This is a genomic window from Mesobacillus maritimus, assembly GCF_023715205.1.
Taxonomy (GTDB): domain Bacteria; phylum Bacillota; class Bacilli; order Bacillales; family Cytobacillaceae; genus Mesobacillus_B; species Mesobacillus_B maritimus_C.
Window position 1 is genome coordinate 39,517 of the sequence record NZ_JAMBNR010000016.1, and the last position, 24,944, is coordinate 64,460.

A 24,944-nucleotide genomic window follows, 5' to 3' on the forward strand; every position below is an offset into this window, starting at 1 on the left:
TGATTTAGTAGTATTATTCTGTTTTTTTTTTTACAAAAGTGTTATCCTAAAAAATAGAGCAGCACTATGATAGCTAAGTGATTGAAAGTGGTGAAAAAATGGACCAAGATAAACCGAATGGTGAGCGTAGAGAGACAGAGGGTCCTTCTGAACAATTGGGAGAGACGGAAGAACCAAAGCAAAATGTTATGCAAATAAAAAAGTTTCATTTTGCCATGCTTTTATTTTTTGTTGTGTTTATTACAGCAGGGATTACAACATTTGCTCTCGCATTTGGTGATGATGAGACAGCTGTTAAAGTGATACGAGAAAGAGAAGAATTTGCAAAATTATACGAAGCGTATGATACATTAAAGGACAATTATTACACTGATCTTGACCAAGAAAAACTGATTGATGGTGCGATTAGTGGTATGGTGGACTCATTAGATGACCCTTATTCTGATTACATGAGTTTAGAAGATGCCAAAAGCTTCCATGAAAGTATCTCATCTTCATTTGAAGGTATTGGTGCTGAAATTCAGCAAAAAGAAGGACATATTGCCATTGTTTCTCCACTAAAGGGATCGCCTGCTGAAAAGGCTGGGTTACTTCCTGAAGATGTTATTTTATCTGTAGATGGAAAAAGCATTCAAGGCATGAACACAACCGAAGCGGTCGCATTGATTAGAGGAGAAAAAGGAACGAAAGTAAAGCTAATGATTCAACGAGGTAATGCTGAACCAACAGAGGTCACGATTACACGTGATACGATTCCAATTGAAACGGTATATGGGGAAATGCTTGAAGATGGAATAGGAAAGGTACAAATTACCAATTTCTCTGAAAATACTTACAAAGAACTAATAGACGTTTTGAAAGATTTGGAATCTCAAGGTATGAACGGGCTTATTTTAGACTTGCGTCAGAATCCTGGTGGTTTACTGGATCAGGCTATAAAAATTACCAGCTTATTTGTTCCAGAAGGTAAGCTGTTATTTAAAGTTGAAGACCGTGCTGGTAATGTCGAGGAATACGCCTCATCTGGAAATGACCTTGGGAATTTCCCTTTAGTAGTTGTCATTGATAAGGGAAGCGCCAGTGCATCTGAAATATTGGCTGGAGCTGTAAGTGAATCGGCTAATGTCCCGCTTGTTGGCCAGACTACATTCGGGAAAGGGACCGTTCAACGTGCTGAGGATTTTCCTGATGGTTCTAATATTAAATTAACAACGGAAAAATGGTTAACTCCGAAAGGCAATTGGGTTCATCAAAAAGGGATTAAACCAGATTATGAAGTGCCTATGCCAGAATACGCTTCTCTCCCGTTTATCGATCCGGAAATGGAATTAAAAATCTCAACAGCTTCTGAGCAGGTGAAATCGGCACAAAAGATGTTAAAAGTGCTTGGATATGACCCGGGAAGAGAAGATGGGTATTTTGATGATAAAACAAGTGAAGCAGTGAAACAATTCCAAAAAGATAAAGAACTAGAGGAGACAGGTTCCTTAAAGGAAGAGTCTACTATGGAATTGATGAATGCTGTTCGGGATAAAATGTTGGACGAAGATCCACAAATAGAAAAAGCAGTTGAGGTAATTCAAAAAGAATTAAGTAAAAAATAAACAAAAGCCAACTCCTATATAAATAGGGGGTTGGTTTTTTTGTGGAAAACGAATAACAAAGGGGGATTTAGCAAAAACTTTCTTCGCAGACCAAAATGGAAGCGGTGAAAAAATGAGTATCTTGCGCTCAACAATCATCATCTCTTTGCTGATTTTCTTCTTTCTTGAACATCAAGCAAATGCCCAAAAGGTGGAAGTTGAAATGCTTCCTTGGGAAGAGGTGAATGAAATTCTTCCCAGGTATAGCAAGTTCACTGTCATTGATTTCGAAACAGGGAAAAAATTTAAAGTTCAACGTCGAGCTGGCAATCGCCACGCAGACGTCCAACCAATTACAGAGGCGGATACCAAGATAATGAAAGAAATTTATAATGGAAAATGGAGCTGGAAAAGAAGGGCAATCATCGTTTTAGCGAAAGGAAAAAGAATTGCAGCTTCGATGCATGGAATGCCTCATGGTGCTGGCGCTTTAAAAAATAATTTTCCTGGTCATTTTTGTATTCACTTTTATGGAAGCAAAACTCATCGAACAAATTTTATGGATTTGTCGCATAAATTAATGATATTAAAATCAGCTGGGAGGTTGGACAGATATTTAGCTAATAGTAGTCCGTATGAGGCTACGAATGCATATCTTGCTGGCCTCAAACAACAGGATTGTAGGATTGTTCAATTAACCTCTATTCAAGCACTTAAATGGGAAAAAGTTTTCCCAAAGATTGAAAATGTCACAGTTAGCCGAATCGAAGTACCCAAAGAAGAACTAGCAGATGAACTAGTGATCGAAGTGCCTATAAGTTTGGTGTTACAACTTAAGGGGATTGGACCTTTTCGATATGATGGAAATCTTCGCGTCACACGTTTTTCCCCAGCGGAGGCTTGGAAAGTGGACAGTGTTGAGTTTCTAGATGAAATAGACATTGATTTTGTGAATTAGAAAAAAGGCTGAAAATTTTCAGCCTTTTTTCTAATTTTGTTCCCCGAATTTAATAAATCTCTGCTCATCCTCAATTAAACCGCAAACGCCACATTGGACTCGTAACTCTGGTCCCCGATAGGGTGTGTGAAATGGATCAAGCTGATTATTGGTAAACTCCTCGACAACTTCTCCTGATTGTGGATTTAGCTTGACGGATTGAGGAACTTGTCTAATCAGATTAAATCTACTTTTATTCGTCCGACAGTTTGGACAGCGATAAGGAACAGTCATCATATTCCCCCCTTTTTTTTATTCCCTATTTTTTACTTTAACAGGAGAATTTATGTAAGAATACAGGCTGCATAAGGACAAAGCGATTGAAAAAAATTGATAATATTTAAACGTGAAAATGATAACGTTAGAAAAAGCATTTGAGGAACTCTCCTTAGAAGTTTCACAATTGGTATGAAACGGTTGCAGTATAATGAATGTGATAAGGTCAAAGACTCAACCAACATGTTTTGTATTAAGGGAGAGAAGTACATGCACCCGATGAAAGTATTAATTGTTGACGATGAACAGGATATGCGAGATTTGGTCCAAATTTATTTGGAGAATTCAGGATATCATTGTTACCAAGCGGATTGTGCAAAACGCGCACATGAAATTTTGGACGTTATCCCATTCCTCTCCCTTGGCCGATAAAAAGATAATCGGGACTTGTGAATACGATCGAATTGTTTCACAGACTTGAAAACCATCTTCCTCTGGCATCATTATGTCTAATATCACTAAATCTATTTGTTCAAGTAAAGTAAAGGCTTTACAGTGAGGTGGGGATGATTACATTGTAAAACCCTTTAGCCCAGGAGAACTCATTGCCCGGATGGGCGCGGTACTACCAAGGAAGACTCCGAATGTTCAAGATGAAAAGATAACAAGGTATGGGAAGATTACTCTGGATAAAAAAGCTCGCCGAGTTTGTGCAGATGGAAAAATGATTCCTTTAACTTTGAAAGAATATGAATTACTAATTTTTTTTAATTAACCACAGTTCACAAGCTCTCAGTAGAGAGCAGCTGCTGCAAAATGTATGGGGAATTGCCTATGTTGAGAGTTTACGTACAGTCGATACTCATATAAAGACGCTAAGGATGAAATTGGGAATTGGTGATTATATCCAAACCATCTGGGGGGTAGGTTATAAATTTGAGGTGCTAGTAACTTGAAGTATATAGCGGACGCTTACTAAAGATGCTATGCCTAACCATTACTGTTGCAATCCTTATCACGATATCGGTACATTTATTTTATCTTATCTTTTTTATGAACGGCTTTATGTAGACCAATTGGAGCAGAGTTTAATTGAAACAGGAAAATTATTGGCACAAGATTATCAATCTGGGCCATTATCTGAGGAATTAAGGCAAAAAATAGCATGAAAAATCTGAACTGGAGGTTTTTTTAGTTCAAGATCCTACAGAGTTAAGTGGTTGTTTACCATACGAAGCTAGAAACGCTACGCTCATTTCCAAAGTGGAGCGAGGACAACTTGAGGACGGGAAAATGATCTCTAAAAAAGGACTTGAAAAGTTTTTTGGACGGAAAATATTTCTGTACTTATACCATTGTTAGATAACGACGAACTAGAAGGAATCCTATATTTGTACATACCTCTTGAGAACATTTCTGAGTTAACCCATGACTTTACAATTCTTTGGCTTCTTGGAGGCGTCATTTTTATTACAATTGCTCTCATGCTCGGATACATACTGATTAATCGGTTGACAAGACCTTTGGATGAAATGAAGCGAGCCGCCCAAAAAGTATCAAGTGGAGATTACTGACACCGATCTCTTACATCCGTGGTTATAGTGAAGGCTTGGTTTCTAGATACATCAAGTCAAGGACTGAACAAGATTAGTATCTTGGGCGGATGGGAAAGTTGGTTTCCGATTTATTGGATTTATCAAGAATGGATGCAGGACAACTTCGGCTTGAAAAACCCCCCTTTCCTTTGGGCAGTTACTTGAAGACTTCGTTCAAAAATATTCTCATGTATTAGAAGAAAAGCAGCTCAAGCTTTCTGTTTGATTAAATCCAGACATCATTATTGACGGGGACGAAGGTCGAGTTGAACAGATTTTTACAAAATATAATGGATAATGCCATTAGGTATACGGGTTCGGGGAGTGAAATTAATTTGACACTCACCAAACACCTCTTTGGTGCATGTGTTGAAATTTCGGGTACAGGAATTGGCATCCCTACTGAAGATCTTCAAAAAATTACGGAAAGATTCTATCGCGTTGATAAAGCGAGATCTAGAAGTAAAGGTGGCACAGGGTTAGGTTTGACTATTGCAGAAAAGCTTATGACTTTACATAACGGTAGGATTGAAATGTTAAGTGTCTACGGAAAAGGGACTTCCGTAAAATTGCTATTTAAAAGGACTTAATAACTGATATTACACGGTTGTACGGGTAGCGAGACTAAGTCTTTCGGGTTCTTAAGTGACTAAGCAGAAGGTCTATTTTGATTTTATATACTCTAATAGTTTAGTAACCATTAAACAATGGTTGTTTTAATGCTATAACAAGGCCCACTTTACTGCGTTAAAGAAATAACAAAGGATAAGGAAAAAGCCTAATAGATAAAGCGAAAGAGCCGTAATCAGGCTCTTTTCCCTTTTTATTATTGTTGTTTAGGATTCTCGCTGTATAAAGGAGATCGGTTTATTTCTATATAGATTGGAACAGCAACTTCTTCCTTAAGAATTGGCAGTGTAATAGTTAGAACACCATCTTGTAGATTCGAGTTTATAGCATTTTTTTTCACTTTTACAGGTAATTGAATGGCTTTTTCAAAACTTCGATCTGATCGTTCTTTTAAATAATATTGAAGTTTAGGTTGTAGTGTGCCATAGTTTCCAGCGATGAAAAGAGATTCGCCTTGTAGTTTAACGATAACATCCTCTGCTTTGATACCTGGTAATTCAGCTTGAATGTATAATATATCTTCTTTTTCATACATATCACAAGGTGGAAAGAGGCTTCTGACTTTCGATTCCTTCTTTACAGTAGAAAGAGCCGCTCCTAAATTTTCAGTTTGTGAGGAGGGCTGGTTTGTTTGATTAAAGACTTCTTTCCAAAAGCTTTCAGCAGCATACTGTTTCGTTAAATCGAGCCAATTCTTCCATTTTGTTTCATCCATTTTTATCCCTCCGTGCTTTCTATTGATCTTCACTTATCCCAATCTCAGATATATCATTTTGATTGCTTCTTGGGATCCGAATTTCAAGAATGCCATTTCGGTGGTTTGCTACGGCTCCTTTCTTTTTCACCGCTGCAGGTAATTTTAAAATATGCTTATCATCTAAGGTGGGGATATGTTCAATAATTGCTTCATGTGAAGTATGAAAAACTTTCATATTCTTTAACCAATTATCCTCTTTGATAGGAATACGAATAAAAACAAAATCATGTGTTTCAAAGAGTTGGGTATCCAGCTTGTTGGATGACAGAGGCTCATCTTGAATATTTTGCACACTTTTAAGCCATTCTTGAGGATTTAGCATCCCATCCATGTTTTTAGGAAACATTTTGGAAACCATATTTTGCACATATTTATCGATTTCATTTGGATTCAAGTTACTTAGTGATTTTTTCATTTCATCATTAAAAGGGAGATGATTCCAGGGGAGCATCAAGCTTTTCCTCCTTTATTGAGTTCCACTATATTGCAGTGTATGCAGGTATGAGCCTAGTTGTTAAGGAATATGAATATTATTAGAGTGTTTGGCTAAGATTTGCATAAACGAATTGTTGTCTTTACTATAATGGTAATAGCAATAAAAAAATGTGGGGTATGAATGTGGGTAAAAAAACAGCCTTTATAACTGGAGGAGCAACAGGGATTGGCAGGAGGACAGCGGTTGAGTTAGCTTCAATGGGGATTGACCTAGTAATAAACTACCGGAATAGTCGAGAAAAAGCAGAGGAACTTGCGAGCGAATTGACCCAGACTTATGGAACGGAAACCCACTTAGTAGCTGGGGATATATCAGATTATCAGCAATGTTGCCAAATGGTCGATGAAGCAGTCAAAAGAGGTTCAGCAATTGATATTCTAGTACTCAATGCAGGACCGTATGTTCATGAACGGATAAGAATGGCAGACTATAGTTTTAAAGATTGGCAATATATGATCAATGGGAATCTCAATTCCGCTTTTTATCTCTCAAGTTTGTTAATTCCTGCAATGCGGAAACAAAGATGGGGAAGGATTATTACAATTGGATATGACCGTGTTGAATCAACATCAGGATGGATTTATCGTTCCGCTTTTGCAGCAGCAAAAGCTGGTTTAGCTTCCCTTACAAAGACGATTGCTCTAGAGGAAGCGGAAAATGGAATTACCGCTAATATGGTGTGTCCTGGTGACATTGTAGGAGAATGGAAGGAAGAGGACATTCATCATGCAATTGGACAATTAGATGATTCTGTTCCAATCGGAAGACCAGGAACAGGTGAAGACATTGCAAGGGTTATTTCTTTTCTTATTGATGAAAAATCCGATTTTATTACGGGTGGTGTTATTTCGGTTACAGGTGGGAAAGATGTTCTAGGTAAGGTCTTTAGGAACGAAGGATAGTTGTTTTGTGTTTCAAAGCTGACCCTTGTTGGTTGGCTTTTTTACTGAGGACATTTAGTACATAAGCTATCTATTTTAAATATTTTCTGAACTTTAATATACTTAAAAGTAGACGGCTGCTTTTAAAATCTAAAAAGAACGAGATTAGGTTATTAAATCACGGTCGATACTGACTCGTGTAGAAAATAATAGAATAGGAAGGTAGATGAGAAAGGTGTCATTAGAAAGTGTGAAAGCTCATTTTAAGAAATGGAACCGTGAGAAAGATATAATGGAATTTGAATCTGTAAGTGCGACGGTCGAACAAGCAGCTGATACAATTGGGGTTATTCCAGCAAGGATAGCAAAAACTCTTTCATTTAGAGGGGAAGGAGAGAAAGCGATTCTTATTGTTGCAGCTGGAGATGCTAAAATCGATAATAAAAAATTTCGTCATACATATGGCTTTAAGGCGAGGATGCTGACTCCTGAAGAAGTTTTAGAGCAAACTGGGCATATGATTGGTGGAGTTTGTCCCTTTGGATTAGCAAACGATTTAGAGGTTTGCTTGGATGAATCATTGCAAAGGTTTAAGACGGTTTTTCCTGCTTGTGGAAGCATTAATTCTGCCATTGAACTGAATCTAGACGAGCTAACCCAATATTCTAATGCGAAGGCTTGGGTAAATGTTTGTAAAGGTTGGGAGCTAGAGGAGCCATCTGAACAGGCGTTACCTGTAAGTAGTGATTTTGGTTCCTAATATTAAAACATTATGGGAAAGAAATAAGGTAGCCTAATGAGGTTATTCACTTTATTGTTTTTCCGTAACCTAGAAAATCTATTGTTAAAACTAGTCATTTTACCGTAATCTATGTAAAAAAGGTTGGCGACATAAAATGTTGTCAACCTCTTTTTTGTTGATTTTTTTGGGTTTATTGGTTGGATTACACACTTATGGTTTTTAATGGTAATAACAAACTTTTATTCTTTTAACTTAGACAAGCAGTGGGTTTAACATCAATCGAATTGAAATCTAGTATTTTTCTCAAAGATAAATATGCGAAAAAATAGATTGGTGGAAATTTCTTACTGAAATATTACAAAAAACCGATGCTATGATGTAAGTGCAAGAAAGACATCAGATTTCTAGGGAGGAACTTATACATGAAAAAGAAAATGATGGTCACAGTAGCTGCAACAGCTGCAATACTACTAGGTTCAGCTGGAGTAAACCAAGCGGACGCAGCATCTCCATCCTATAATGTGGAGAAAAAAGTATATGTTTATCAAACTGATTCTTTTAATATGGATCATTTAAATAGCTTTTTACAAAAATATTTAAAAGACTATCAATTTAATTGGAACGCGGGTCAATCACCAGTGGAACAACCTGAAAAGCAAGAAAACACAAAAGAAGAACAGCAGCCGGTAAAAACACCTGAACAATCAACACCAGTTAAAGAGCAACCTACTCAACAGCCGACTGCACCAGTTAAAGAGCAGCCAACACAAAAACCAGGGTCAACGCAAGCTAGTTCAGAAGTAAGTGCTTTTGAACAACAAGTTGTTGAACTTACAAATCAGGAACGTGCAAAGCAAGGCCTTCCTGCCTTAAAGCTTGATACTGAATTAAGTAAAGTAGCAAGGGAAAAATCTTCTGATATGCAAAAGAATGGCTATTTTAGTCATACAAGTCCAACGTATGGTTCACCGTTTGATATGATGAAACAGTTTGGAATTAGCTACAGCTCCGCTGGAGAAAATATTGCCATGGGACAGCGTTCACCTGAAGAAGTTGTTAATGCATGGATGAACAGTGAAGGACACCGTAAAAACATCCTGAACAGCTCATTTACTCACATTGGTGTAGGTCATGTATCCAATGGGAACTACTGGACACAAATGTTCATTGGAAAATAAAGTAAGGTGCCAGGCACCATCCATTTTTTGGGTGCCTGGCTTTTTTGTGGTTAAAATGGTGAAAAGAATGATACCCTATGGGAAGAAATGTTTAGATAGCAGGTGAAGAGGATGTATAAATTATATACGCATAATGACTTGGATGGAGTAGGGGGTGGAATTGTCGCTAAATTGGCTTTTGGTGACAAAGTGGACGTACGCTATAACTCTGTAATGGGTCTAGATACGCAATTAGAACGTTTATTTGATCATGAGAAAAAACTCGACCAGTATCATTTATTTATTACCGACTTATCCATAAATGAAGAGAATACAAAACGGGTAGAAGAACTACATCGGAGTGGTGCAAAAGTAAATTTTATAGATCATCATAAAACGGCTCTTCATTTTAATGAGTATGATTGGGGTTCTGTTCGTGTTGAGTACGAGGACGGGAGATTGACATCAGCCACTTCGCTACTTTATGAACATCTTTTAGAAAACAAGTGGATTCAAAAAACTAAGGCGCTAGATGAATTTGTAGAACTAGTTCGTCAATATGACACATGGGAATGGGACAAAAACGACAATATCAAAGCAAAGCATTTGAACGATTTGTTTTTTATGTTTTCGATTGACGAATTCGAAGAAAAAATGTTGGAGCGTTTAACCACTCAAAAAGACTCCTTTGAATTCGATGAGTTTGAACAAAAGCTGTTGCTGATGGAAGAGGACAAAATTGAACGCTATGTCCGTAGGAAAAAAAGGGAATTAGTTCAAACGTTTATTGATGACTACTGTGCGGGGATCGTACACGCTGAATCGTATCATTCCGAGCTAGGGAATGAATTAGGGAAAGAATATCCTCATCTTGATTACATAGCCATTTTAAATGTCGGTGGTAAAAAAATAAGTTTTCGCACGATTCATGCCCATGTCGATGTGTCTGCAGTTGCCGGCCAATTTGGCGGAGGCGGACATGCTAAAGCATCAGGGTGTTCAATGGGAAAAGACGCTTTCGAACAATATGTAATCGATATTTACCCGCTAGATCCAATTCGCCAGGATGCTTTCAAAAATCGCTATAATGTAAAAGAATCTCCTAAAGGAACTTTATATGAGAATCGTCAAGGAGACAAATTCTTTATCTATCCACAAGCTGAAAATAAATGGGGAATTGAAACAAAAGCAAAAGAGTCCCAACTTAATGAGTCTTTTGCCGATTTTCAGAGTGCCGAAAATTATTTGAAAAGAAATTATGCCGCTGCGCTTTCACGAGATGATATTTATGTAAATTATTTAATCGATTATTATATAAAAGAAAAAAATAAATAAAAACGAAAGGGAGCAACATTTGTATGTGCTCCCTTTCGTTTTTACTAGAGTATATTCAGGCATTAAGCTTCTAAACGGTGTGTTTCTTCACCATTTTGTCCTTGCTCGCGAAGTTGATATAAAGTATATTGGTCCTTCGGAATTTCATAAAGGTCGTAGATTTCCCCGTCTGCGTTTAATTGATTATAGATGGAAGCTCGTGTGTCATTAGCTTTAACCACATATGGAAGCTTTTCAGCTGCTTTAATCGAGCGAATGTTTTCCTTTCGAATACGCATAAAGATCGTTTCAATACCTTTTTCATAAAATACTTCTTGGAAAAAAGCATCTTTGGCTGGAGCATTGTACCCTTTACCATGGTAAGGTTTCCCAATCCATGTTCCAAGAAACCCTGCATTGTCTTGAATGTCGAATAAGTTAATGGTTCCGATGGGGGCACCCCAGTCATCTAAAATAGTTCTTGAAATTAATTCCCCGCGCTCTTCAGCTTCAATGGTTTGTTTTGTGACGAAAACAAACTCATCGTAAGAATAGGCCTTTTGACGAACAAAAGGGAAAACATCTGGATGCGACATAAGCTCGAATAGAACGTGAGAATCTTGCAGTTCGCGTTTTTTGAGCATTTTTTGTATCCCTCCTAATTGCAGGGCAGATTTTCTCCATGTTCAAATAGACATGGCCCACCCTCGAAATTTTTTGTAAAGTCGCTAAAAAATTTCGGGGTGGGAATCGAACCCACTAGAACCAGGATACTGGTGGCGCACCATTTGCCTTCCCTTATTACATTTCCGATATGAATTTTTTCGGTAAAACAATTTCCATAGAAATCATACTAAAAAAAAGCGAAAAAGGAAATAGTTTTTTTTCGTCTTTTTCCCCCTTTTTTTGCCATTAAATTCGGAGAGTTAATTTTATAAAAGTTAATTTTAAAAATGACTTTTATAACTCCAGTTAACGTGGCAAAAGTTATTTTACATGCTGTAAGAAGTTGCTTTCCTAGTTTTAGTATTAGTGACTGATTATACACTGAAACAACTAACAAACACTTTTAAAAGTAACAAGATCTTAGAACACCGACTTTAAAATATACCAGTGAATTGTAGAACTAAGACAGCCAACCCTAGGATCCAAACATACACTGCAAAAACCTTTAATGACTTTTTCTGTAGGAATTGAATCATCCAAACAACAGCTACATAACCACAAAGGGCAGATGCAACTGTTGCAACCATTAAGCTGCCGAGTGATATGACCTCACTAGCTCCAGAAAAGAGCTCTGGTACTTTGTAAACCACTCCGCCTGCAATCGCAGGAATCGAAAGCAAAAACGAAAAGTAAGCAGCGGTTTCGCGGTCTAACTTTCTAAATAATGCAGCAGCAATGGTTAAACCAGAACGAGATAAGGCAGGCATAATTGCAGCGGATTGGAACACCCCGATGAATAATGCATCTCCGTAGGTAATCTGATTCATTTTCTTTCTTCCATTCCGAATGCCATCCGCCATCCAAAGAATGATCCCTGTAACAAGAAACTCCCAACCGATGGTAAGTCCACTTTTAGAAATTGAATCAAAGAAGTCATTGAACAACACACCAACGACTACCGCGGGGATTGTTCCAATAACTAGGAGTTTAGCCGTCTTACCTAGTGGGTTTTTCAAGACATCAAGAAGCTCATCCTTATAGATAACAAGAACTGCTAATAAAGTACCGGTGTGAAGCATGGTATCCAGTAACAAGCCAGCTTCGTCAAGTCCAAATAAATGCCTCCCAAGATACAAATGTCCAGTACTTGAAATCGGCAAGAACTCGGTGAATCCTTGAATGACTCCAAGAATAAATGCTTCGATTTTCGACATCATCTCCATAACTATCACCTCATAGAAGTTGCTTGTATTACAAATGTATTCAAGTTGTCCAAAACAAGAACTTCACATCTAGCAAGGCGAAAAATATAAAGGAACAATGAAACTTTTATATAAAGGGAAACGTAAGATATATAAAGGGGGAATGGGTATGCCTAGCAATGAGGAAAGAATATTAGCTGCGGCTATTTATGCTGTTAGTTTCTTTACTGTTTTTATTGGGCCCATTGTAATCTGGCTTGTGAAAAAGAATGAGTCGGCATTTATTGATTACCATGGTAGAGAATACTTAAATTTCTTAATATCTTATGCTGTTTATAGTTTTATTGGTAGTATTCTAATCATTGTGTTAATCGGTTTTGTTATTTTACCAATTGTAGGTGCTCTTGGAGTTATCTTTACTATTGTCGGTGCGATTAAAGCTTATCAAGGAACAGAGTATCGGATTCCGTTTATTTTTAGAATTTTATAAATACCAGTGGATAGGTTCATGAACCTATCCATTTTCTTTTAATAAGGCTCTTTTTTCAAACTTTATTGCTTTTGAAAAACAATACTTCAAAGAGCCTATTAACTAAAATTTAAGCTTACAAAATGATGATTACTACCTAAAATTCGGCGTTAGGATTTTAACAATCTTTACGAAACAGCATTCAATGAAGATTTATGTTCGGTTTTTTAAAGTGAATCCAAACTTGAGTCACTTAGTTGAGTTTGTCCTTCACCATGCCTGTTTTGAACGCAACCGAGTGGGGCTTTCTACACTATTTTTGTGTTAAAGATTACCAATCACGAGTTTTCACTGGCAGTTTACGGATTTTAATATGTTAAAATATGATTGAATGAATGGATTGTTTTAGAAAGAAGGGAAATAGTAGTGGCAATTAATGCAGGATTAGTCCTAGAGGGCGGTGGGATGAGAGGAGTCTATACCGCAGGTGTTCTCGAATACTTCTTAGAACAAGAGATTTCCTTTCCATATGTAATTGGTGTTTCAGCGGGTGCGGCCAATGCTGCCTCTTATTTATCTAAGCAAAGAGGTAGGAACAAGAAAGTGAATGTTGATATGGTAACAGACCCTCGATATCTCTCATGGAGAAACTTCTTTAAAACTGGTCAGGCTTTTGGAATGGATTTCGTTTTTGATGAAATTCCTAACAAGCTTGTACCTTATCATTATGATCAATTTTATCAGACTACATCTGAGTTTGTAGTAGGAACCACTGATTGTCATACTGGCGAACCGATATATTTTTCAAAGGAGGATTATGGACAAGACATCTTGAAGGTGATTCGTGCTTCCAGTTCTTTGCCGTTTCTTGCTCCAGAAATTCAGTTTAAAAATAAAACTCTTCTCGACGGAGGAATAACGGATCCGATTCCAATTAAAAAGTCTGTTAAGGATGGGAATAAACGAAATGTGGTCGTTTTAACGAGAAATGAAGGCTATTTAAAAAAACCATCGAAATTCAACTTCTTTGTGAAGCGAAAGTATCCTCATTATAGAGGGCTTCAACAAGCGTTAGCCAAAAGGTACCGAGTTTATAATGAGACAATCGCCTATTTGTCTGAAGAAGAAAAGAAAGGCAATGTGTTAATTATCAGGCCGACGGTACCACTTGAGGTTGGTCGGATGGAAAGAAATCCTGTTAAATTAGAAACATTATACTGGCAAGGATATGAAGATGCTAAAAGTATGTCTGATCGCTTGGCTACATGGTAGAAAATCGCCGCCTAATGATTTAGGTGGCTTCTTTTTTGCGAATGTTTTGGTAGAAGTGCTAATAGAATAGAGTAATACGTTATAGAAGTGTGAGGAATAGATATGAGCATTCAACAATACTATCATAAAACAGCCCAATCTTATTTGTATGCATTTGTGTTAGCGATCACTGTATACACTGCAGTTTTAGCAGTAGGCTTGCTACTCCCCTCAAGGCCGCCTCTAGGTTTGATTTTCTTCCCGTTTTTCGCTTTTTCACTCATTCAATACTTTGGGTATCTGCGCTTTAAAAAGCTATCTAAAGAGGTTTTATTTGGGATCCAAGGAAGCATAGGAAATCAGTTTTTTTCCTATTCGGACTATCTATTAATGTCGGCACCTGCCCCTGCCTTAAAGTTATTATTGTTTCATCCTAATAGTTTATTGATAGGAGAAATAAAAGAGATTCATCAGAATATTTGGCGGTATTTGATGCCCGACATGCTAGATAAGTTTCTAACAAAAACATATGGCTTATATGACTCTAGCGGGACTCTATTAGCTATGTTTATAGCTAACAATCAACGGATAGAAGTTCTAAGTCTTGAATGGAATGTTGAATGCATTTATGAGGTGAAAGATAAGGCAGGATTTATTTTTGATACCGGTGTGGAATTGAGAAGACAAAAGCATTCATCCATTTCTACGGATGTGCGGATGGTATCTGGAGTAAGAGAGGTATCTAAATTACAAAAGGGATGGATGCCTACCGAATGGAATCATCGTTTTGATGTAAATACCCCGATTTTATCATTTGACCTTTCAGCTAATCATTCGGACAAGCTACTTACATTTGCATCAATTATTAGTGATTTTCAATATAAAGATCATTAATAGGAACAATCGTTAGAAAGATTTCACTTTTTTGATGCAGTTTATGTTCGTTTCGATTTACAATGACATCAGGAGCTTTTTACAGAAGGGATGTTGGCTAGATGAAGAAGTTTTTAAGTGTAATTGGTATTTTATTAGTGGTATTAGTCGCTATAGACATGATTGTCTTTAAGGAAGATGGTATGTTTAATCAATTGGGTTTGACAGGGAAATATAAGAAAATAGAAAATGCCAATGAGCTTCCAATAGCTTTGGAGGTAGATAGTTTAGCCCCCAATTTCTCTTTAGTAGACTTAGAAGGCAATGAAGTCCAATTAAGCGACTATCGTGGGAAAAAACTGTTAGTAAATTTTTGGGCAACTTGGTGTCCACCATGCAAGGATGAGATGCCTTATATGCAGGAAATGTATGAAAAGTATCAAGACGACGGCTTCGAAATACTAGCAGTTAATTCTACGATAACCGAAAAATCAAAAGAAGATGTCGCCAAATTTATTTCTGATTATGAACTTACATTTACAATTCCAATGGATGAGAAGAACCGGGTTTCTAGCGATTATGAAATCATGGCCTATCCAACAAGTTATTTTATTGACTCGGATGGAGTGATACGGAGTATCACAGTCGGGGGAATGACTAAAGAACATCTTGAAGGTGAAATAAAGAAACTACCTTAATAATTAAGGCTGTTTTCGGAAGAAGGTTGTTAAAATCTTAAAGTCGATTTTAACGCAATTGTAGCCATTTCATATGTTTAAATTAAGTTTGCAAGTTCTTTTCGCGTAAATGATTCACCTAGCTCTTTAGTTTTAATTTTTGTTCTAAGGCAACAAAGTTTAAGAAAAGAGCCATAATTAAATACTTTCCGATTGACGAATTTAAGGTAAGGGTATGGGGAGTCGCGCAAAATTGTGACGGGCTAAAGCCCATATTACGCTTATTCTACTAAAGCATAGACCATCCAGTACTAGGATGGTCTGTCTTTTTTTGGCACTGGATTTGTTTGTGATAGAAGATAATTGAAATGAGAAATTGAAGTGGTTATGGGCGGAAATCATTGATTATTTGTTGAACAATCGAAAGTTTTGTGGCATCTTTTAATATAGTATATAGAGTGGAGGCGGCTTGTATGATGATTGAACTAATTAAATGTCATGGATCTGGGAATGACTTTCTTTTAATAGATGAAATGGATCAAGATTATGGGTTTACGGAGGACAGTAGAGCTGCATTAGCATTGACTATTTGTGATCGTAATACAGATCTAGGTGCTGATGGTATCTTGTTTATTCTAAACAGTAAAGTGGCTGATGCGAGAATGCGTGTCTTTAATTCTGATGGTTCTGAGGCATCAATGTGTGGCAACGGTTTACGCTGTGCTGGACGTTATATTTGTGAAAAACTTGGTGTAGAAGAAGCGGTTGTTGAAACGATGAAAGCGAATCTACAGGTTAAAAAAGAGGCTGATATTTACCCAGGTGTACCAACATACAATGTGGAGATTTCACCTGTTTCCTTTCAGCTAAAGGACCTGCCTTTACAGTTAGAGCAGTCTGAGTTGATTCAAGAAAAAGTTCCAGCACTGTCAAATGAGCTTCTGTTTACGGCTCTAGCTGTTCCGAACCCGCACCTTGTTGCAATTGTGGGGCAAGAACATATTGATTCAGACTTGCAAAAGCAGTTAAGTGAAAAGGTTAATGGCCCAAATGAATTGTTTCCAGATGGAGTCAATGTAAGTTTTATTAAAATACTGGAAAAGGGGAAAATCTACGTTCGAACTTTTGAACGAGGGGTAGGTTTTACCAACGCTTGCGGTACCGCAATGTCTTCTTCTTGTCTAGTCACTTGCTTAATTGGTGAAAATCAAGTAGGAGATACGATTTCTGTATATAACAACGGAGGTATGGTTCGTTGCGTGGTGCACAGGAAGCATAACCAGTACACAATAGATTTGGTTGGGAATGCAACATATATGTATAAAGCTAAAGTTGATTCAGAAACGAACAAAATTGTTGAGAAAAAAGAATACAATGAGCAAAAAGCGTATAATAACTTGCAAGAACATGCCCAATCTGTTCTAGCTTAAATAAAAAAACGTTACTAATACTGCACCCCAAAAGTTAGAATGAAGAATCTAACCTTTGGGGTGTTTTTGAATGCATTCGCAACGCTAGACTTAGTCTTTTCCCCGAAAACCTACGAATTATCACTACCAATTATATTTTTTTCTTTTTCTTTAGTACTGTGAGCACAGGATCGAAGGCTTGTTCTTCTTTTACTTTAAAATAGTCTGCAAAAGGCGAATCTTTTTCCTTGATTCTCTCAAGCATATTGTTAATTTTAAAGGATTGAATCGAGAGGTCTTCATTGACCTCTTCCCAAAATAAGGGCGCAGCAACCGTTGCACTCTGAGTACCACGTGGTGAAAATGGGGCAATAATCGTTTTTCCTTCTGCATGTTGCACATAGTCAACGTAGAGCCTGTTCCCACGACGTTTTTTTAAACGTTCAGTAGTAAACGAGTCAGGATGGTTGGACACTAAGTAATTTGCCATAAATGAAGTGAAAAGTCTTGTATCATCATAAGTGTATTTGTTCTTTGGCAATGGGATGTATATTTGCAATCCTTTATTGCCAGACGTTTTAATAAAACTAATCAGTTGAAGTTGGTCGAGCACATCTTTAATTAGTAATGCAGCTTTAATAGCTAAATGAAAATAATCTCGCGACGGTGGGTCGAGGTCAAATACAATTTCATCGGGTCCTATACTACTTATGTTTTGAAACGGGATATGATACTCCACCGCAATTTGATTGCCTAGCCATAAAAGTGTTTTTAAATCGTTACATACAATATAATTAATCCCTTCTGACATCTGCGTTTGAACAAATGGAGGTGCATAGTCAGGGGCGTTTTTTTGATAAAAGGCTTCCCCAAACATTCCGTGTGGGTAACGGATAACGGTTAATAAACGGTCTTTCAAAAATGGCAGCATGTGAGGTGAGATTTCCCTTAAGTAATCGACAAATTCAGTTTTGTTAATAGCAGGCTGTTGCCAAATTGGTTTTTCTGGATGTGTAAGCTCAATTTCGGTTGGTAGATTTTTTTGTTTTTGCACAAATTTATCGTAAGTGCATTGTTCAGGCTTTAAGTCAAAGCGAAATTGATGAAAATGTGGCTCCCGCATTTGGCCATCATATAGCTCAAGATATTTAACATCCAGACAGATTGCAGGATTAACATACAGAAAGCGATCATCTTCTCGGACATGATTTTCTTTGAGGATCTGGAATAAAGCATTTTTTTCATCAGGTTTAAAACCAAATAAAACAGCCCCTAGGGGATAATTTTCTTGAGTTTCTTCGTTAAATACAGAAACATAGAAATAGCCATTTGATTTTTCATAAGCACTAACGAAGCAAGAAACATATTTCCAATTTTTAAACTTGTACCATTTATCAGTGCGTTTTCCTTCTTCCCAAATGCTTTTTATATGCTTAGCAACAATTCCTTCACCATCACTCAATTGAACCTGTCCCCAAAGAGAGTTGAAATTTGTTTCTGAAGGTACAAGTTGTATCAGTTTCGCATGCTTTTCGTCTGGAAAGTTTGGCAAATCTAGAGTATCAAAAAAATCCTCTAAAATCTTACGTCGTTCTAAATAGGTTTTACTGGTTACCTTTTTTCCATTTAAAGTTAAAACATCAAAAATCATGAGTTTACATGGATTATTCTCTGCTTTTTCTTTGATTTTTTGTTTTGCACGCATTCTTCCACGAATTTGTAGAGCTCCAAAGTTTGCTTTGTACGGGCTCTCAAGGTTAGCCAATTCACCGTCTAATATAATTGGAAGAAAGGGTTCAAACAGCGATTTGTTTTCTAAAAGAAATTGTTCGATTTCTGGGAAATTTTCAAGCAGACTGTTGCCATTTCGACTAGTAAGTTTTAACTCTTTATCCCATTCAAGGAATGCCCGGAAACCATCGTATTTTACTTCATAACGCCATTCATCCCCTTTTGGGCGTTCAAAGGTTAGAGTCGGTAGCATTGGTTTCATGTGCAGGCTCCTTTCTTTTTTATTTTTTGTCGTTAGTTTTCCTGAAAGAAGAGAAACTAAACAAGAGGATTGGCAAATGTTTATATGGATGATTACGGTTTTCTAACACAAATTAAACATAAAACCAATTTAGAATGGAGCAATGTCGATGCATACGATGTGGAAAGGCAGTATTTCATTTGGGCTTGTGAACATCCCGATAAAACTGCATACGGCAACGGAGGATAAGGATATTAAATTAAGGAATTTGCATAAGAAGTGCAATTCCCCAATTAAATATGAAAAAGTTTGTTCTGTTTGTGAGGAAGAACTTAACCCTGATGATATAGTGAAGGCTTACGAATATACAAAAGGAAAATTTGTCGTACTTGAAGAAGAAGAGCTTGAAAACCTTCGCAAAGAAAATGAAGACAAAGCGGTAGAAATCATTGATTTTGTAAAAATGGAAGAAATAGATCCAATTTATTATAACCGTAGCTATTATATTTCACCTAATGAAGGTGGTGGCAAAGCCTATTCTTTGCTAAGAAAAGCGCTGCAAGAAACTGCAAAGGTGGGTTTGGCTAAAATTATTATTCGCGCTAAGGAACAATTAGCTCTAGTTAGAGTTTATGAAAACACACTTGTCATGGAAACAATCCATTTCCCAGATGAAGTGAGAAATGCTGCGGATGTCCCAAGTGTCCCAACAGAGGATAAAGTAACCGAAAAAGAGCTTGATACTGCAAAAATGTTAATCGACCAATTGACAACTGAGTTTAATCCAGAAAAGTATACAGACGAATATCGCACCGCCTTGTTAGAGCTAATTGAAAGCAAGCGAACTGGACAGGAAACGGTAACCGCAAAAGAGAAGGAGCCAGTAACCAATGTTACCGACTTGATGGCAGCTCTCCAAGCATCTATTGACCGTACCAAGCCACCTACTAATGAAAAAGTGAAAAAAGAACCAGTAAAAAGGAAGAAGGCGGTTACAAAAAGAAAGAAAGAAGCATAGAAAAATTTTAACCGATTTTGCTAAGCAAAGTCGGTTTTTCATTCTGATTCGTAAAAACTTGGAGGTGCACTTGATTTTTATGAAAGCGTTAGGCACAAAAGCTTATTTCAATTAGTAGACAAAATAATTCAATTGATAGTAGGCTTAATAGGTGAGTTCAATTGATGTGAAGTGATTTTACTAGTTGGAAGACGGCTAAGTAATGCAATAGAAGCACAATTTAAAGATTGTTGAGCAAAGCTATAGTAACCAGCTAAGCACCATGATTAGCTGGTATTAGTGTTGTATAACTTTTCTATTTTTAAAGAACTACTTGTATTATTTGTTGTTAAAATCCTCAAACATTTGAACATGGAAAAAGTTTTTCACTTCTCTAGTTTGATAGAAAATTTGCAGGGGTCACAATGGTTAGTGCTGTTTTAAATGGCAAAGCTGAACGTTCATCGATTTCTAAATTACAATAATAAATTTGAGAAAAAAGCATTTTAATAAAGGGTTTTGCTAACGGTTTGTCAAAATAGTATTTGCTAATCCTGCATTCGCAGGGTTCTAATAACCGCCCTTTTAAAGGGAGAAGGAACAAATTTATAGAAGGGGCTGTTATCAGGATGAAACCATGGAAGATTGGTTTAATTGTTTTGGGGTGTCTTGTGGTTCTTGGAGGATACTTTGGTTATTCCCAGTATAGTGAGAACAAAACTGAAAAAACAATGAAGGTAGCTAGTAAAGAAGGTAGTGACAAGGGGATAACTAGTGATACTGTGGCACAATTTACTGAAGAAGAAGAGGCTAAAAAATATAAAGATGTGGGTCAGTTTATTCAAGATTTCCATGGGAAGTACAATGACACTCTTGGATGGGGGCGAATTAATTCGATTGACTGGACCGAGCAAAAAGAAATTTCTAATGAAATTCTTAAAACAATGAAGAATGTCCAGACAGATAACGAAGACCTCGCTAAAGACTTCGAAAGTATTGCCGATTATGCTAATGAGGTGGTTGCCGGAAAGAAAAACCAAAAGACACTGCAAAATCTTCATCGCTATTTCCATGATTTAGATATCGAATTTAACGGCTATAATGGAACCGACGATTATTTCGATGTTACGACTTTTAAGAGTAACTGACAGAATTAAAAGCTAGTCAAGAAAGTAGGTTCGAGGATAGGGATGAAAATTGTCGTTGTTTCGGATACCCATATACCAAAGCGAGCAAAAAATTTCCCTACACGTTTAACCATGGATTTGGAGACAGCTGATTTAATCATTCATGCTGGGGATTGGCAAACGTTAGACGTTTACCATAATTTGTGTCGTTATGGAAAAGTAATCGGTGTCACAGGGAATGTGGATAGCTCTGAGCTTGCTAGAAAGTTAAACAGTAGAGAAGTGGTCAGTATTAGAGGTTACAGATTTGGCATTGTTCATGGTCACGGGACAGGGAAAACAACCGAAAAAAGGGCTAAAGCTGCTTTTTTGGACGATAAAGTAAATTGCATTATTTATGGCCATTCTCATATTCCTATCCTTAAAAGCGAAGAAAATCTTATTTTATTTAACCCCGGTTCTGCGACAGATAAACGGCGACAAAAATCTTATTCATATGGCATTATTACATTTAAAGATGATGTTGAGTTTCAACATATCTTTTTTAATGAAAAAGACTAAAGGTTTTCTACGAAGAACAAACTAGTAAGGCAACAACTAAGAAAAAGGTGGAGTGAAATATGAAGGCTTTCACGGTGGATTTTCATGCAGCAGATCAGGTTGAATCCATGACTGTTCAAAAGTTAACGGAAGAAGACTATAATCAGGCTACAGCTGGAGGGACAAGACACCTCTTTGACTTAGATACGAATATTGGGTTTTTCGTATTTTTTGATGCAGTAGACCAACAAGAGAAAGTCAGCTATATGGTTTTACAGTATGAAGAAGATAGTGAAGATCCGATGGCTTGTTACAGCTTTGAACTTAAAGCGTTTTATGAATTTATGGCATTATATCTAAATGATTTGGAGTTTAATGAGGAGTTAAGCGAAGAAGAGGAAGAGTATGGCCCAATTCATCATTTAGCGCATCTCCTTTATCACATAGTTGAAGCAGGCAAAGAAGTTAATGGATAAAAAAAGAGCAAGTTTATCTGCTCTGAGACTGTCGGTACCTCGATGAATTCGAGATACCGATAGTCTTATTTATTGTTTATACGCTTCGTTTTCATGGGGATCCTCCTGATGAAATGTACCTAGGAGTCTTACCTGTTCCACCGATAACGCGCCTTACACTTTAATCAATTTTAACGAAGGTCTATTCCTCTGTATGGGCTGTAGCAAGATTGTTCTTGCAGTAGTTCGTTACGAAATCTTCTTCCTCTTCTTCGAGAGCAAAGTCGAGTACTTTCTCCGTTGAGCGCTCGATAAAGTAGTACTGAAGGATCTTAGCTTCCTCTTTATCTACTGATAAGATCACCTTTAGCATGATTCCATTTTCCGTATATAACTCATCTTCTTCATCTACGAGAAGGTTTAAGAAAAATTCATACCGTTCTCCCTTTAATAACCCAAAGGGATCTTCTAACAATTCTACAGTATGTCCAGTAATTTCCATTTAACATCATCCTTTTAATTTTCTCCTTTTATTATATATCGAAAGTTCTTCAAACAATCAACTATCCTACCTGAAAAATTGAACATGATTATCATTTATGAAGACCTTTTTCTCAAACATCGTTGCTTTCAGGGCTTAAATAGAACTCAAATGCCATCTTTTTTATCAAAAATTTGCTTTAGCGTATGAGAAAAGCACGCCGTTTTCACTTACATAATTGCTACCTCCAAATCAAACAATAATCAAGATGGAATACAGGAGGGATAAACATGAGCAGTAAGTCCTCAAAAGAATCAAAGTTAGCTTGGTGGCAGCTTTCCATGATTGGAATTGGCTGTATTATTGGAACAGGCTTTTTTCTTGGCTCCGCGCTAGCAATTACTAAAACAGGGCCATCTGCATTACTAGTTTTTGCAATTGCAGCCCTGGGAACCTATCTTGTCTTTGACGCGCTTTCAAAGATGGCAGCCAAAGACCCTCAAAAAGGTTCTTTCCGTTCGTATGCAAAGAAAGCTTATGGGAAGTGGGCAGGTTTTTCAAGTGGCTGGGTGTACTGGGGTGCAGAACTTTTGATAATGGGCAGTCAATTGACCGCTCTATCCTTATTCACGAAGTTCTGGTTTCCTGATATTCCGTTATGGGTTTTTGCTACTGGTTATGCAGTTTTGGGGATAGCGGTTGTTTTATCAGGGACACAGGGTTTTGAGAAAATGGAAAACATCTTTGCAGTTGTAAAGGTAGCTGCAATTTTTATGTTTTTAGTTCTTGCTACACTCGCGGTTTTTGGAGTTTTTAAAGGTCTAGGACACAGAGTAGATGTTGAGAATACAATGAATCACTTTCTTCCTGGTGGATATATGAGCTTATGGACCGCATTGATATATGCATTTTATGCGTTCGGTGGTATTGAAATAATGGGAATAATGGCACCGAGGTTGAAGAACAAAGGTGATGCACCTAAATCAGGCAAACTAATGTTGCTCCTCTTAACGAGTATTTATCTATTAGCTATAGCCTTAGCGGTTTTTCTTGTTCCATATGATGACTTTTCAACGAAAGAGAGTCCGTTTGTTACCACTTTAGATCATTATAAACTTCCACTGGTTCCACATTTATTTAATGGGGCGATGATTATTGCTGGATTCTCGACAATGTGTGCTTCTCTTTTTGCGGTTACGAGTATGATTGTTACTTTATCTAAAGATGGAGATGCCCCCAAAGTGTTATCAAATGAAGGAAAGTTAAAGGTTCCACATTTTGCATTAGGATTGACCATATTAGGTTTAATTACTTCGATTATATTAGCATTAGCGATGCCAGATCGGATTTATGAATACTTGACGACAGCAGCAGGGTTAATGCTCATTTATAATTGGTTATTTTTGTTATTCTCATTTAAGCATATTATAAAACTAACTAAGTTTGATAAAGTAAAACGATTTATTGGAATTGCTTTAATTTTATTAGCTGTTAGTGGAACATTGTTTGATCATATGGCAAGACCAGGATTTTTTATTTCGCTTTTATTTTTGGCGATAATCGGAATTATTTTACTCCTAAGAAACGTTTTAGGAGGGAAGAAAAAGAAAAAAAGTACAAAAGTACCAAGACCACGCTTCCAGTAAGGTGCGTAACAAAGGGCCATTTACGGCTCTTTTTTGTTTTTTCGCTAGGGAGAGTGATTGCCCCTAAAAACTTCACAATGTCTATAATGCCCGTTCTTGAATCAATGGAGAAGGATAGAACACTTTTGTTTGAATTAATGATGAAGTAAAACCTTTATCGCTTGAACCCCGAAGTAAATGGCGAAACCGATTAGGGAAACCCCAGAAAGAAGTGAGATGCTCATAAGGAGTTTTGAGGTTAAGAGCTTACGAAAACTACTAGAAATAAATGCCATGGTAATATCCCAGATAATCAAACCTAAAATTATCGCAAAGCTATATAAAAGTAGCTCACCTACTCCAAAAGATGAAGCGGTTCGAGCAAGGACAGATCCATAAATACCTAACCAGAATAGAATCGTTAGCGGGTTAGATATAGACATGAAAAATCCAGCCATAAAAGACCTCCAGCCTGATTCTGTGTGTTGCCTACTGCTCACCGCAACTTTGCCAGCGCCAAGAATGGTTTCAATACCTGTATACATTAGGACGAAAAACCCAAATAACCATAGAAAGGTTTGCATAAATGGGGTATCAAGAAATCTTACCACTCCCATATAGACGGCAATCATATAGATAATATCTGCACTTAATGCTCCCAATCCTAATAACCATGATTGGAAAAAACCACTTTTTATTCCTTTGTCCATTTGTGCTGCATTAACTGGTCCAATTGGTGCAGCAAGTGATAAACCAAGAATGATATAACTGAGAAAAGTGCTCAAACGAAAACCTCCATTACAAACGATAGTCCATGCTTGTACTATATGTA

Annotated in this window: 28 protein-coding genes and 1 pseudogene; 20 read left to right on the top strand and 9 right to left on the bottom strand. The window is 37.1% G+C overall.

The features are described from left to right. Positions 1-98: 98 nt before the first annotated feature. Positions 99-1,604: a lmo1851 family serine protease gene (locus tag M3182_RS20210; RefSeq protein ID WP_285868990.1), complete on the top strand. Its 1,506-nt coding sequence runs from the start codon at positions 99-101 to the stop codon at positions 1,602-1,604. A 112-nt stretch (positions 1,605-1,716) separates the two neighbouring features. Beyond that, positions 1,717-2,541 carry a hypothetical protein gene (locus M3182_RS20215; RefSeq protein ID WP_251426675.1) on the top strand — a complete coding sequence of 275 codons (825 nt, stop codon included), beginning with the start codon at positions 1,717-1,719 and terminating at the stop codon, positions 2,539-2,541. 30 nt (positions 2,542-2,571) lie between these two features. On the opposite strand, the gene M3182_RS20220 is transcribed toward M3182_RS20215, so the two are convergent. Beyond that, positions 2,572-2,814, bottom strand: a complete 243-nt coding sequence (locus tag M3182_RS20220; RefSeq protein WP_251426677.1) for a DNA alkylation repair protein — start codon at positions 2,812-2,814, stop codon at positions 2,572-2,574. A gap of 252 nt (positions 2,815-3,066) precedes the next feature. Between M3182_RS20220 and M3182_RS20225 the strand changes: the two genes are divergently transcribed. After that, positions 3,067-3,228, top strand: a complete 162-nt coding sequence (locus M3182_RS20225) for a hypothetical protein (RefSeq protein WP_251559799.1) — start codon at positions 3,067-3,069, stop codon at positions 3,226-3,228. On the opposite strand, the pseudogene M3182_RS20230 reads toward M3182_RS20225, so the two are convergent. After that, a pseudogene (locus tag M3182_RS20230) lies at positions 3,196-3,321 on the bottom strand (response regulator); the annotation flags it as partial. The gene M3182_RS20225 and the pseudogene M3182_RS20230 overlap by 33 nt on opposite strands. 284 nt (positions 3,322-3,605) lie before the next feature. Between M3182_RS20230 and M3182_RS26615 the strand changes: the two are divergent. From M3182_RS26615 to M3182_RS20245, 3 genes are all read left to right on the top strand, one after another. Then, positions 3,606-3,752 carry a helix-turn-helix domain-containing protein gene (locus M3182_RS26615; RefSeq protein ID WP_490715556.1) on the top strand — a complete coding sequence of 49 codons (147 nt, stop codon included), beginning with the start codon at positions 3,606-3,608 and terminating at the stop codon, positions 3,750-3,752. A gap of 435 nt (positions 3,753-4,187) precedes the next feature. Beyond that, positions 4,188-4,370, top strand: a complete 183-nt coding sequence (locus M3182_RS20240; protein ID WP_251559801.1) for a cell wall metabolism sensor histidine kinase WalK — start codon at positions 4,188-4,190, stop codon at positions 4,368-4,370. A 287-nt stretch (positions 4,371-4,657) separates the two neighbouring features. Further along, the gene (locus tag M3182_RS20245) at positions 4,658-4,981 is read left to right on the top strand and encodes a sensor histidine kinase (protein ID WP_432806727.1); all 324 of its coding nucleotides are present in this window, start codon (positions 4,658-4,660) and stop codon (positions 4,979-4,981) included. 236 nt (positions 4,982-5,217) lie between these two features. Here M3182_RS20245 and M3182_RS20250 read toward each other — a convergent pair whose 3' ends face one another. Together M3182_RS20250 and M3182_RS20255 are read right to left on the bottom strand one after the other, a co-directional pair. Next, entirely contained in the window at positions 5,218-5,736 is a 519-nt protein-coding gene (locus tag M3182_RS20250) for an Hsp20/alpha crystallin family protein (RefSeq protein ID WP_251426686.1), read from the bottom strand. A 19-nt stretch (positions 5,737-5,755) separates the two neighbouring features. After that, on the bottom strand, positions 5,756-6,229 hold the full coding sequence (locus tag M3182_RS20255; RefSeq protein ID WP_251427634.1) for an Hsp20/alpha crystallin family protein: 474 nt from the start codon (positions 6,227-6,229) through the stop codon (positions 5,756-5,758). 167 nt (positions 6,230-6,396) lie between these two features. Here M3182_RS20255 and M3182_RS20260 point away from each other — a divergent pair, with 167 nt between their 5' ends. The 4 genes from M3182_RS20260 (at position 6,397) to M3182_RS20275 (ending at position 10,389) form a co-directional block, all read left to right on the top strand. Next, positions 6,397-7,176, top strand: coding sequence for an SDR family oxidoreductase (locus tag M3182_RS20260; RefSeq protein WP_251426688.1), 780 nt, complete (start codon positions 6,397-6,399; stop codon positions 7,174-7,176). Between the two features lie 214 nt (positions 7,177-7,390). Further along, positions 7,391-7,915 carry a YbaK/EbsC family protein gene (locus M3182_RS20265; protein ID WP_251427636.1) on the top strand — a complete coding sequence of 175 codons (525 nt, stop codon included), beginning with the start codon at positions 7,391-7,393 and terminating at the stop codon, positions 7,913-7,915. Between the two features lie 404 nt (positions 7,916-8,319). After that, positions 8,320-9,075, top strand: coding sequence for a CAP domain-containing protein (locus tag M3182_RS20270; protein WP_251426690.1), 756 nt, complete (start codon positions 8,320-8,322; stop codon positions 9,073-9,075). A gap of 111 nt (positions 9,076-9,186) precedes the next feature. Continuing rightward, positions 9,187-10,389: a DHH family phosphoesterase gene (locus M3182_RS20275; protein WP_251426692.1), complete on the top strand. Its 1,203-nt coding sequence runs from the start codon at positions 9,187-9,189 to the stop codon at positions 10,387-10,389. A gap of 62 nt (positions 10,390-10,451) precedes the next feature. Here M3182_RS20275 and M3182_RS20280 read toward each other — a convergent pair whose 3' ends face one another. Together M3182_RS20280 and M3182_RS20285 are read right to left on the bottom strand one after the other, a co-directional pair. Then, a complete protein-coding gene (locus tag M3182_RS20280) occupies positions 10,452-11,012 on the bottom strand; it encodes a GNAT family N-acetyltransferase (RefSeq protein ID WP_251426694.1) in 561 nt (186 codons plus the stop codon). A gap of 456 nt (positions 11,013-11,468) precedes the next feature. Further along, entirely contained in the window at positions 11,469-12,248 is a 780-nt protein-coding gene (locus tag M3182_RS20285) for an undecaprenyl-diphosphate phosphatase (RefSeq protein WP_251427639.1), read from the bottom strand. A gap of 157 nt (positions 12,249-12,405) precedes the next feature. Between M3182_RS20285 and M3182_RS20290 the strand changes: the two genes are divergently transcribed. The 5 genes from M3182_RS20290 (at position 12,406) to dapF (ending at position 16,936) form a co-directional block, all read left to right on the top strand. Then, positions 12,406-12,726, top strand: coding sequence for a DUF4870 domain-containing protein (locus M3182_RS20290; RefSeq protein WP_251426696.1), 321 nt, complete (start codon positions 12,406-12,408; stop codon positions 12,724-12,726). A gap of 405 nt (positions 12,727-13,131) precedes the next feature. Next, entirely contained in the window at positions 13,132-13,977 is an 846-nt protein-coding gene (locus M3182_RS20295; protein WP_349775468.1) for a patatin-like phospholipase family protein, read from the top strand. 102 nt (positions 13,978-14,079) lie between these two features. Further along, on the top strand, positions 14,080-14,850 hold the full coding sequence (locus tag M3182_RS20300; protein ID WP_251559803.1) for a hypothetical protein: 771 nt from the start codon (positions 14,080-14,082) through the stop codon (positions 14,848-14,850). 101 nt (positions 14,851-14,951) lie between these two features. Continuing rightward, positions 14,952-15,527, top strand: a complete 576-nt coding sequence (locus M3182_RS20305) for a redoxin domain-containing protein (protein ID WP_251559805.1) — start codon at positions 14,952-14,954, stop codon at positions 15,525-15,527. Positions 15,528-15,979: 452 nt separating this feature from the next. Next, positions 15,980-16,936 (top strand): diaminopimelate epimerase, encoded by a 957-nt coding sequence (dapF, locus tag M3182_RS20310; protein WP_251426704.1) that lies wholly within the window; start codon positions 15,980-15,982, stop codon positions 16,934-16,936. Positions 16,937-17,066: 130 nt separating this feature from the next. Here the strand turns inward: dapF and M3182_RS20315 are convergent, their stop codons facing one another. Continuing rightward, entirely contained in the window at positions 17,067-18,908 is a 1,842-nt protein-coding gene (locus tag M3182_RS20315; RefSeq protein ID WP_251426707.1) for a DNA ligase D, read from the bottom strand. A gap of 148 nt (positions 18,909-19,056) precedes the next feature. On the opposite strand from M3182_RS20315, the gene ku reads away from it, so the two are divergent. The 4 genes from ku to M3182_RS20335 all read left to right on the top strand — a co-directional run bounded on the left by ku (position 19,057) and on the right by M3182_RS20335 (position 22,027). Continuing rightward, entirely contained in the window at positions 19,057-19,905 is an 849-nt protein-coding gene (ku, locus tag M3182_RS20320) for a non-homologous end joining protein Ku (protein ID WP_251426709.1), read from the top strand. 608 nt (positions 19,906-20,513) lie between these two features. Further along, positions 20,514-21,032 carry a hypothetical protein gene (locus M3182_RS20325; protein ID WP_251426711.1) on the top strand — a complete coding sequence of 173 codons (519 nt, stop codon included), beginning with the start codon at positions 20,514-20,516 and terminating at the stop codon, positions 21,030-21,032. A 42-nt stretch (positions 21,033-21,074) separates the two neighbouring features. Next, positions 21,075-21,572, top strand: a complete 498-nt coding sequence (locus M3182_RS20330) for a metallophosphoesterase family protein (protein WP_251426713.1) — start codon at positions 21,075-21,077, stop codon at positions 21,570-21,572. A gap of 59 nt (positions 21,573-21,631) precedes the next feature. Continuing rightward, positions 21,632-22,027 carry a Rossmann-fold NAD(P)-binding domain-containing protein gene (locus M3182_RS20335; protein WP_251426715.1) on the top strand — a complete coding sequence of 132 codons (396 nt, stop codon included), beginning with the start codon at positions 21,632-21,634 and terminating at the stop codon, positions 22,025-22,027. Positions 22,028-22,208: 181 nt separating this feature from the next. On the opposite strand, the gene M3182_RS20340 is transcribed toward M3182_RS20335, so the two are convergent. Continuing rightward, positions 22,209-22,508: a DUF6509 family protein gene (locus tag M3182_RS20340; protein WP_251426717.1), complete on the bottom strand. Its 300-nt coding sequence runs from the start codon at positions 22,506-22,508 to the stop codon at positions 22,209-22,211. 269 nt (positions 22,509-22,777) lie between these two features. Here M3182_RS20340 and M3182_RS20345 point away from each other — a divergent pair, with 269 nt between their 5' ends. Continuing rightward, on the top strand, positions 22,778-24,133 hold the full coding sequence (locus M3182_RS20345; RefSeq protein WP_251426719.1) for an amino acid permease: 1,356 nt from the start codon (positions 22,778-22,780) through the stop codon (positions 24,131-24,133). A 134-nt stretch (positions 24,134-24,267) separates the two neighbouring features. Here the strand turns inward: M3182_RS20345 and M3182_RS20350 are convergent, their stop codons facing one another. Beyond that, the gene (locus M3182_RS20350; RefSeq protein ID WP_251426721.1) at positions 24,268-24,897 is read right to left on the bottom strand and encodes a LysE family transporter; all 630 of its coding nucleotides are present in this window, start codon (positions 24,895-24,897) and stop codon (positions 24,268-24,270) included. Positions 24,898-24,944 lie beyond the last annotated feature (47 nt).

Coding starts and splice junctions, on each gene's coding strand:
- M3182_RS20210 (WP_285868990.1), top strand. CDS start 99: ATGGACCAAGATAAACCGAATGGTGAGCGTAGAGAGACAGAGGGTCCT.
- M3182_RS20215 (WP_251426675.1), top strand. CDS start 1,717: ATGAGTATCTTGCGCTCAACAATCATCATCTCTTTGCTGATTTTCTTC.
- M3182_RS20220 (WP_251426677.1), bottom strand. CDS start 2,814: ATGACTGTTCCTTATCGCTGTCCAAACTGTCGGACGAATAAAAGTAGA.
- M3182_RS20225 (WP_251559799.1), top strand. CDS start 3,067: ATGCACCCGATGAAAGTATTAATTGTTGACGATGAACAGGATATGCGA.
- M3182_RS20250 (WP_251426686.1), bottom strand. CDS start 5,736: ATGGATGAAACAAAATGGAAGAATTGGCTCGATTTAACGAAACAGTAT.
- M3182_RS20255 (WP_251427634.1), bottom strand. CDS start 6,229: ATGCTCCCCTGGAATCATCTCCCTTTTAATGATGAAATGAAAAAATCA.
- M3182_RS20270 (WP_251426690.1), top strand. CDS start 8,320: ATGAAAAAGAAAATGATGGTCACAGTAGCTGCAACAGCTGCAATACTA.
- M3182_RS20275 (WP_251426692.1), top strand. CDS start 9,187: ATGTATAAATTATATACGCATAATGACTTGGATGGAGTAGGGGGTGGA.
- M3182_RS20280 (WP_251426694.1), bottom strand. CDS start 11,012: ATGCTCAAAAAACGCGAACTGCAAGATTCTCACGTTCTATTCGAGCTT.
- M3182_RS20285 (WP_251427639.1), bottom strand. CDS start 12,248: ATGTCGAAAATCGAAGCATTTATTCTTGGAGTCATTCAAGGATTCACC.
- M3182_RS20290 (WP_251426696.1), top strand. CDS start 12,406: ATGCCTAGCAATGAGGAAAGAATATTAGCTGCGGCTATTTATGCTGTT.
- M3182_RS20300 (WP_251559803.1), top strand. CDS start 14,080: ATGAGCATTCAACAATACTATCATAAAACAGCCCAATCTTATTTGTAT.
- M3182_RS20305 (WP_251559805.1), top strand. CDS start 14,952: ATGAAGAAGTTTTTAAGTGTAATTGGTATTTTATTAGTGGTATTAGTC.
- dapF (WP_251426704.1), top strand. CDS start 15,980: ATGATGATTGAACTAATTAAATGTCATGGATCTGGGAATGACTTTCTT.
- M3182_RS20315 (WP_251426707.1), bottom strand. CDS start 18,908: ATGAAACCAATGCTACCGACTCTAACCTTTGAACGCCCAAAAGGGGAT.
- ku (WP_251426709.1), top strand. CDS start 19,057: ATGCATACGATGTGGAAAGGCAGTATTTCATTTGGGCTTGTGAACATC.
- M3182_RS20325 (WP_251426711.1), top strand. CDS start 20,514: ATGAAACCATGGAAGATTGGTTTAATTGTTTTGGGGTGTCTTGTGGTT.
- M3182_RS20330 (WP_251426713.1), top strand. CDS start 21,075: ATGAAAATTGTCGTTGTTTCGGATACCCATATACCAAAGCGAGCAAAA.
- M3182_RS20335 (WP_251426715.1), top strand. CDS start 21,632: ATGAAGGCTTTCACGGTGGATTTTCATGCAGCAGATCAGGTTGAATCC.
- M3182_RS20340 (WP_251426717.1), bottom strand. CDS start 22,508: ATGGAAATTACTGGACATACTGTAGAATTGTTAGAAGATCCCTTTGGG.
- M3182_RS20345 (WP_251426719.1), top strand. CDS start 22,778: ATGAGCAGTAAGTCCTCAAAAGAATCAAAGTTAGCTTGGTGGCAGCTT.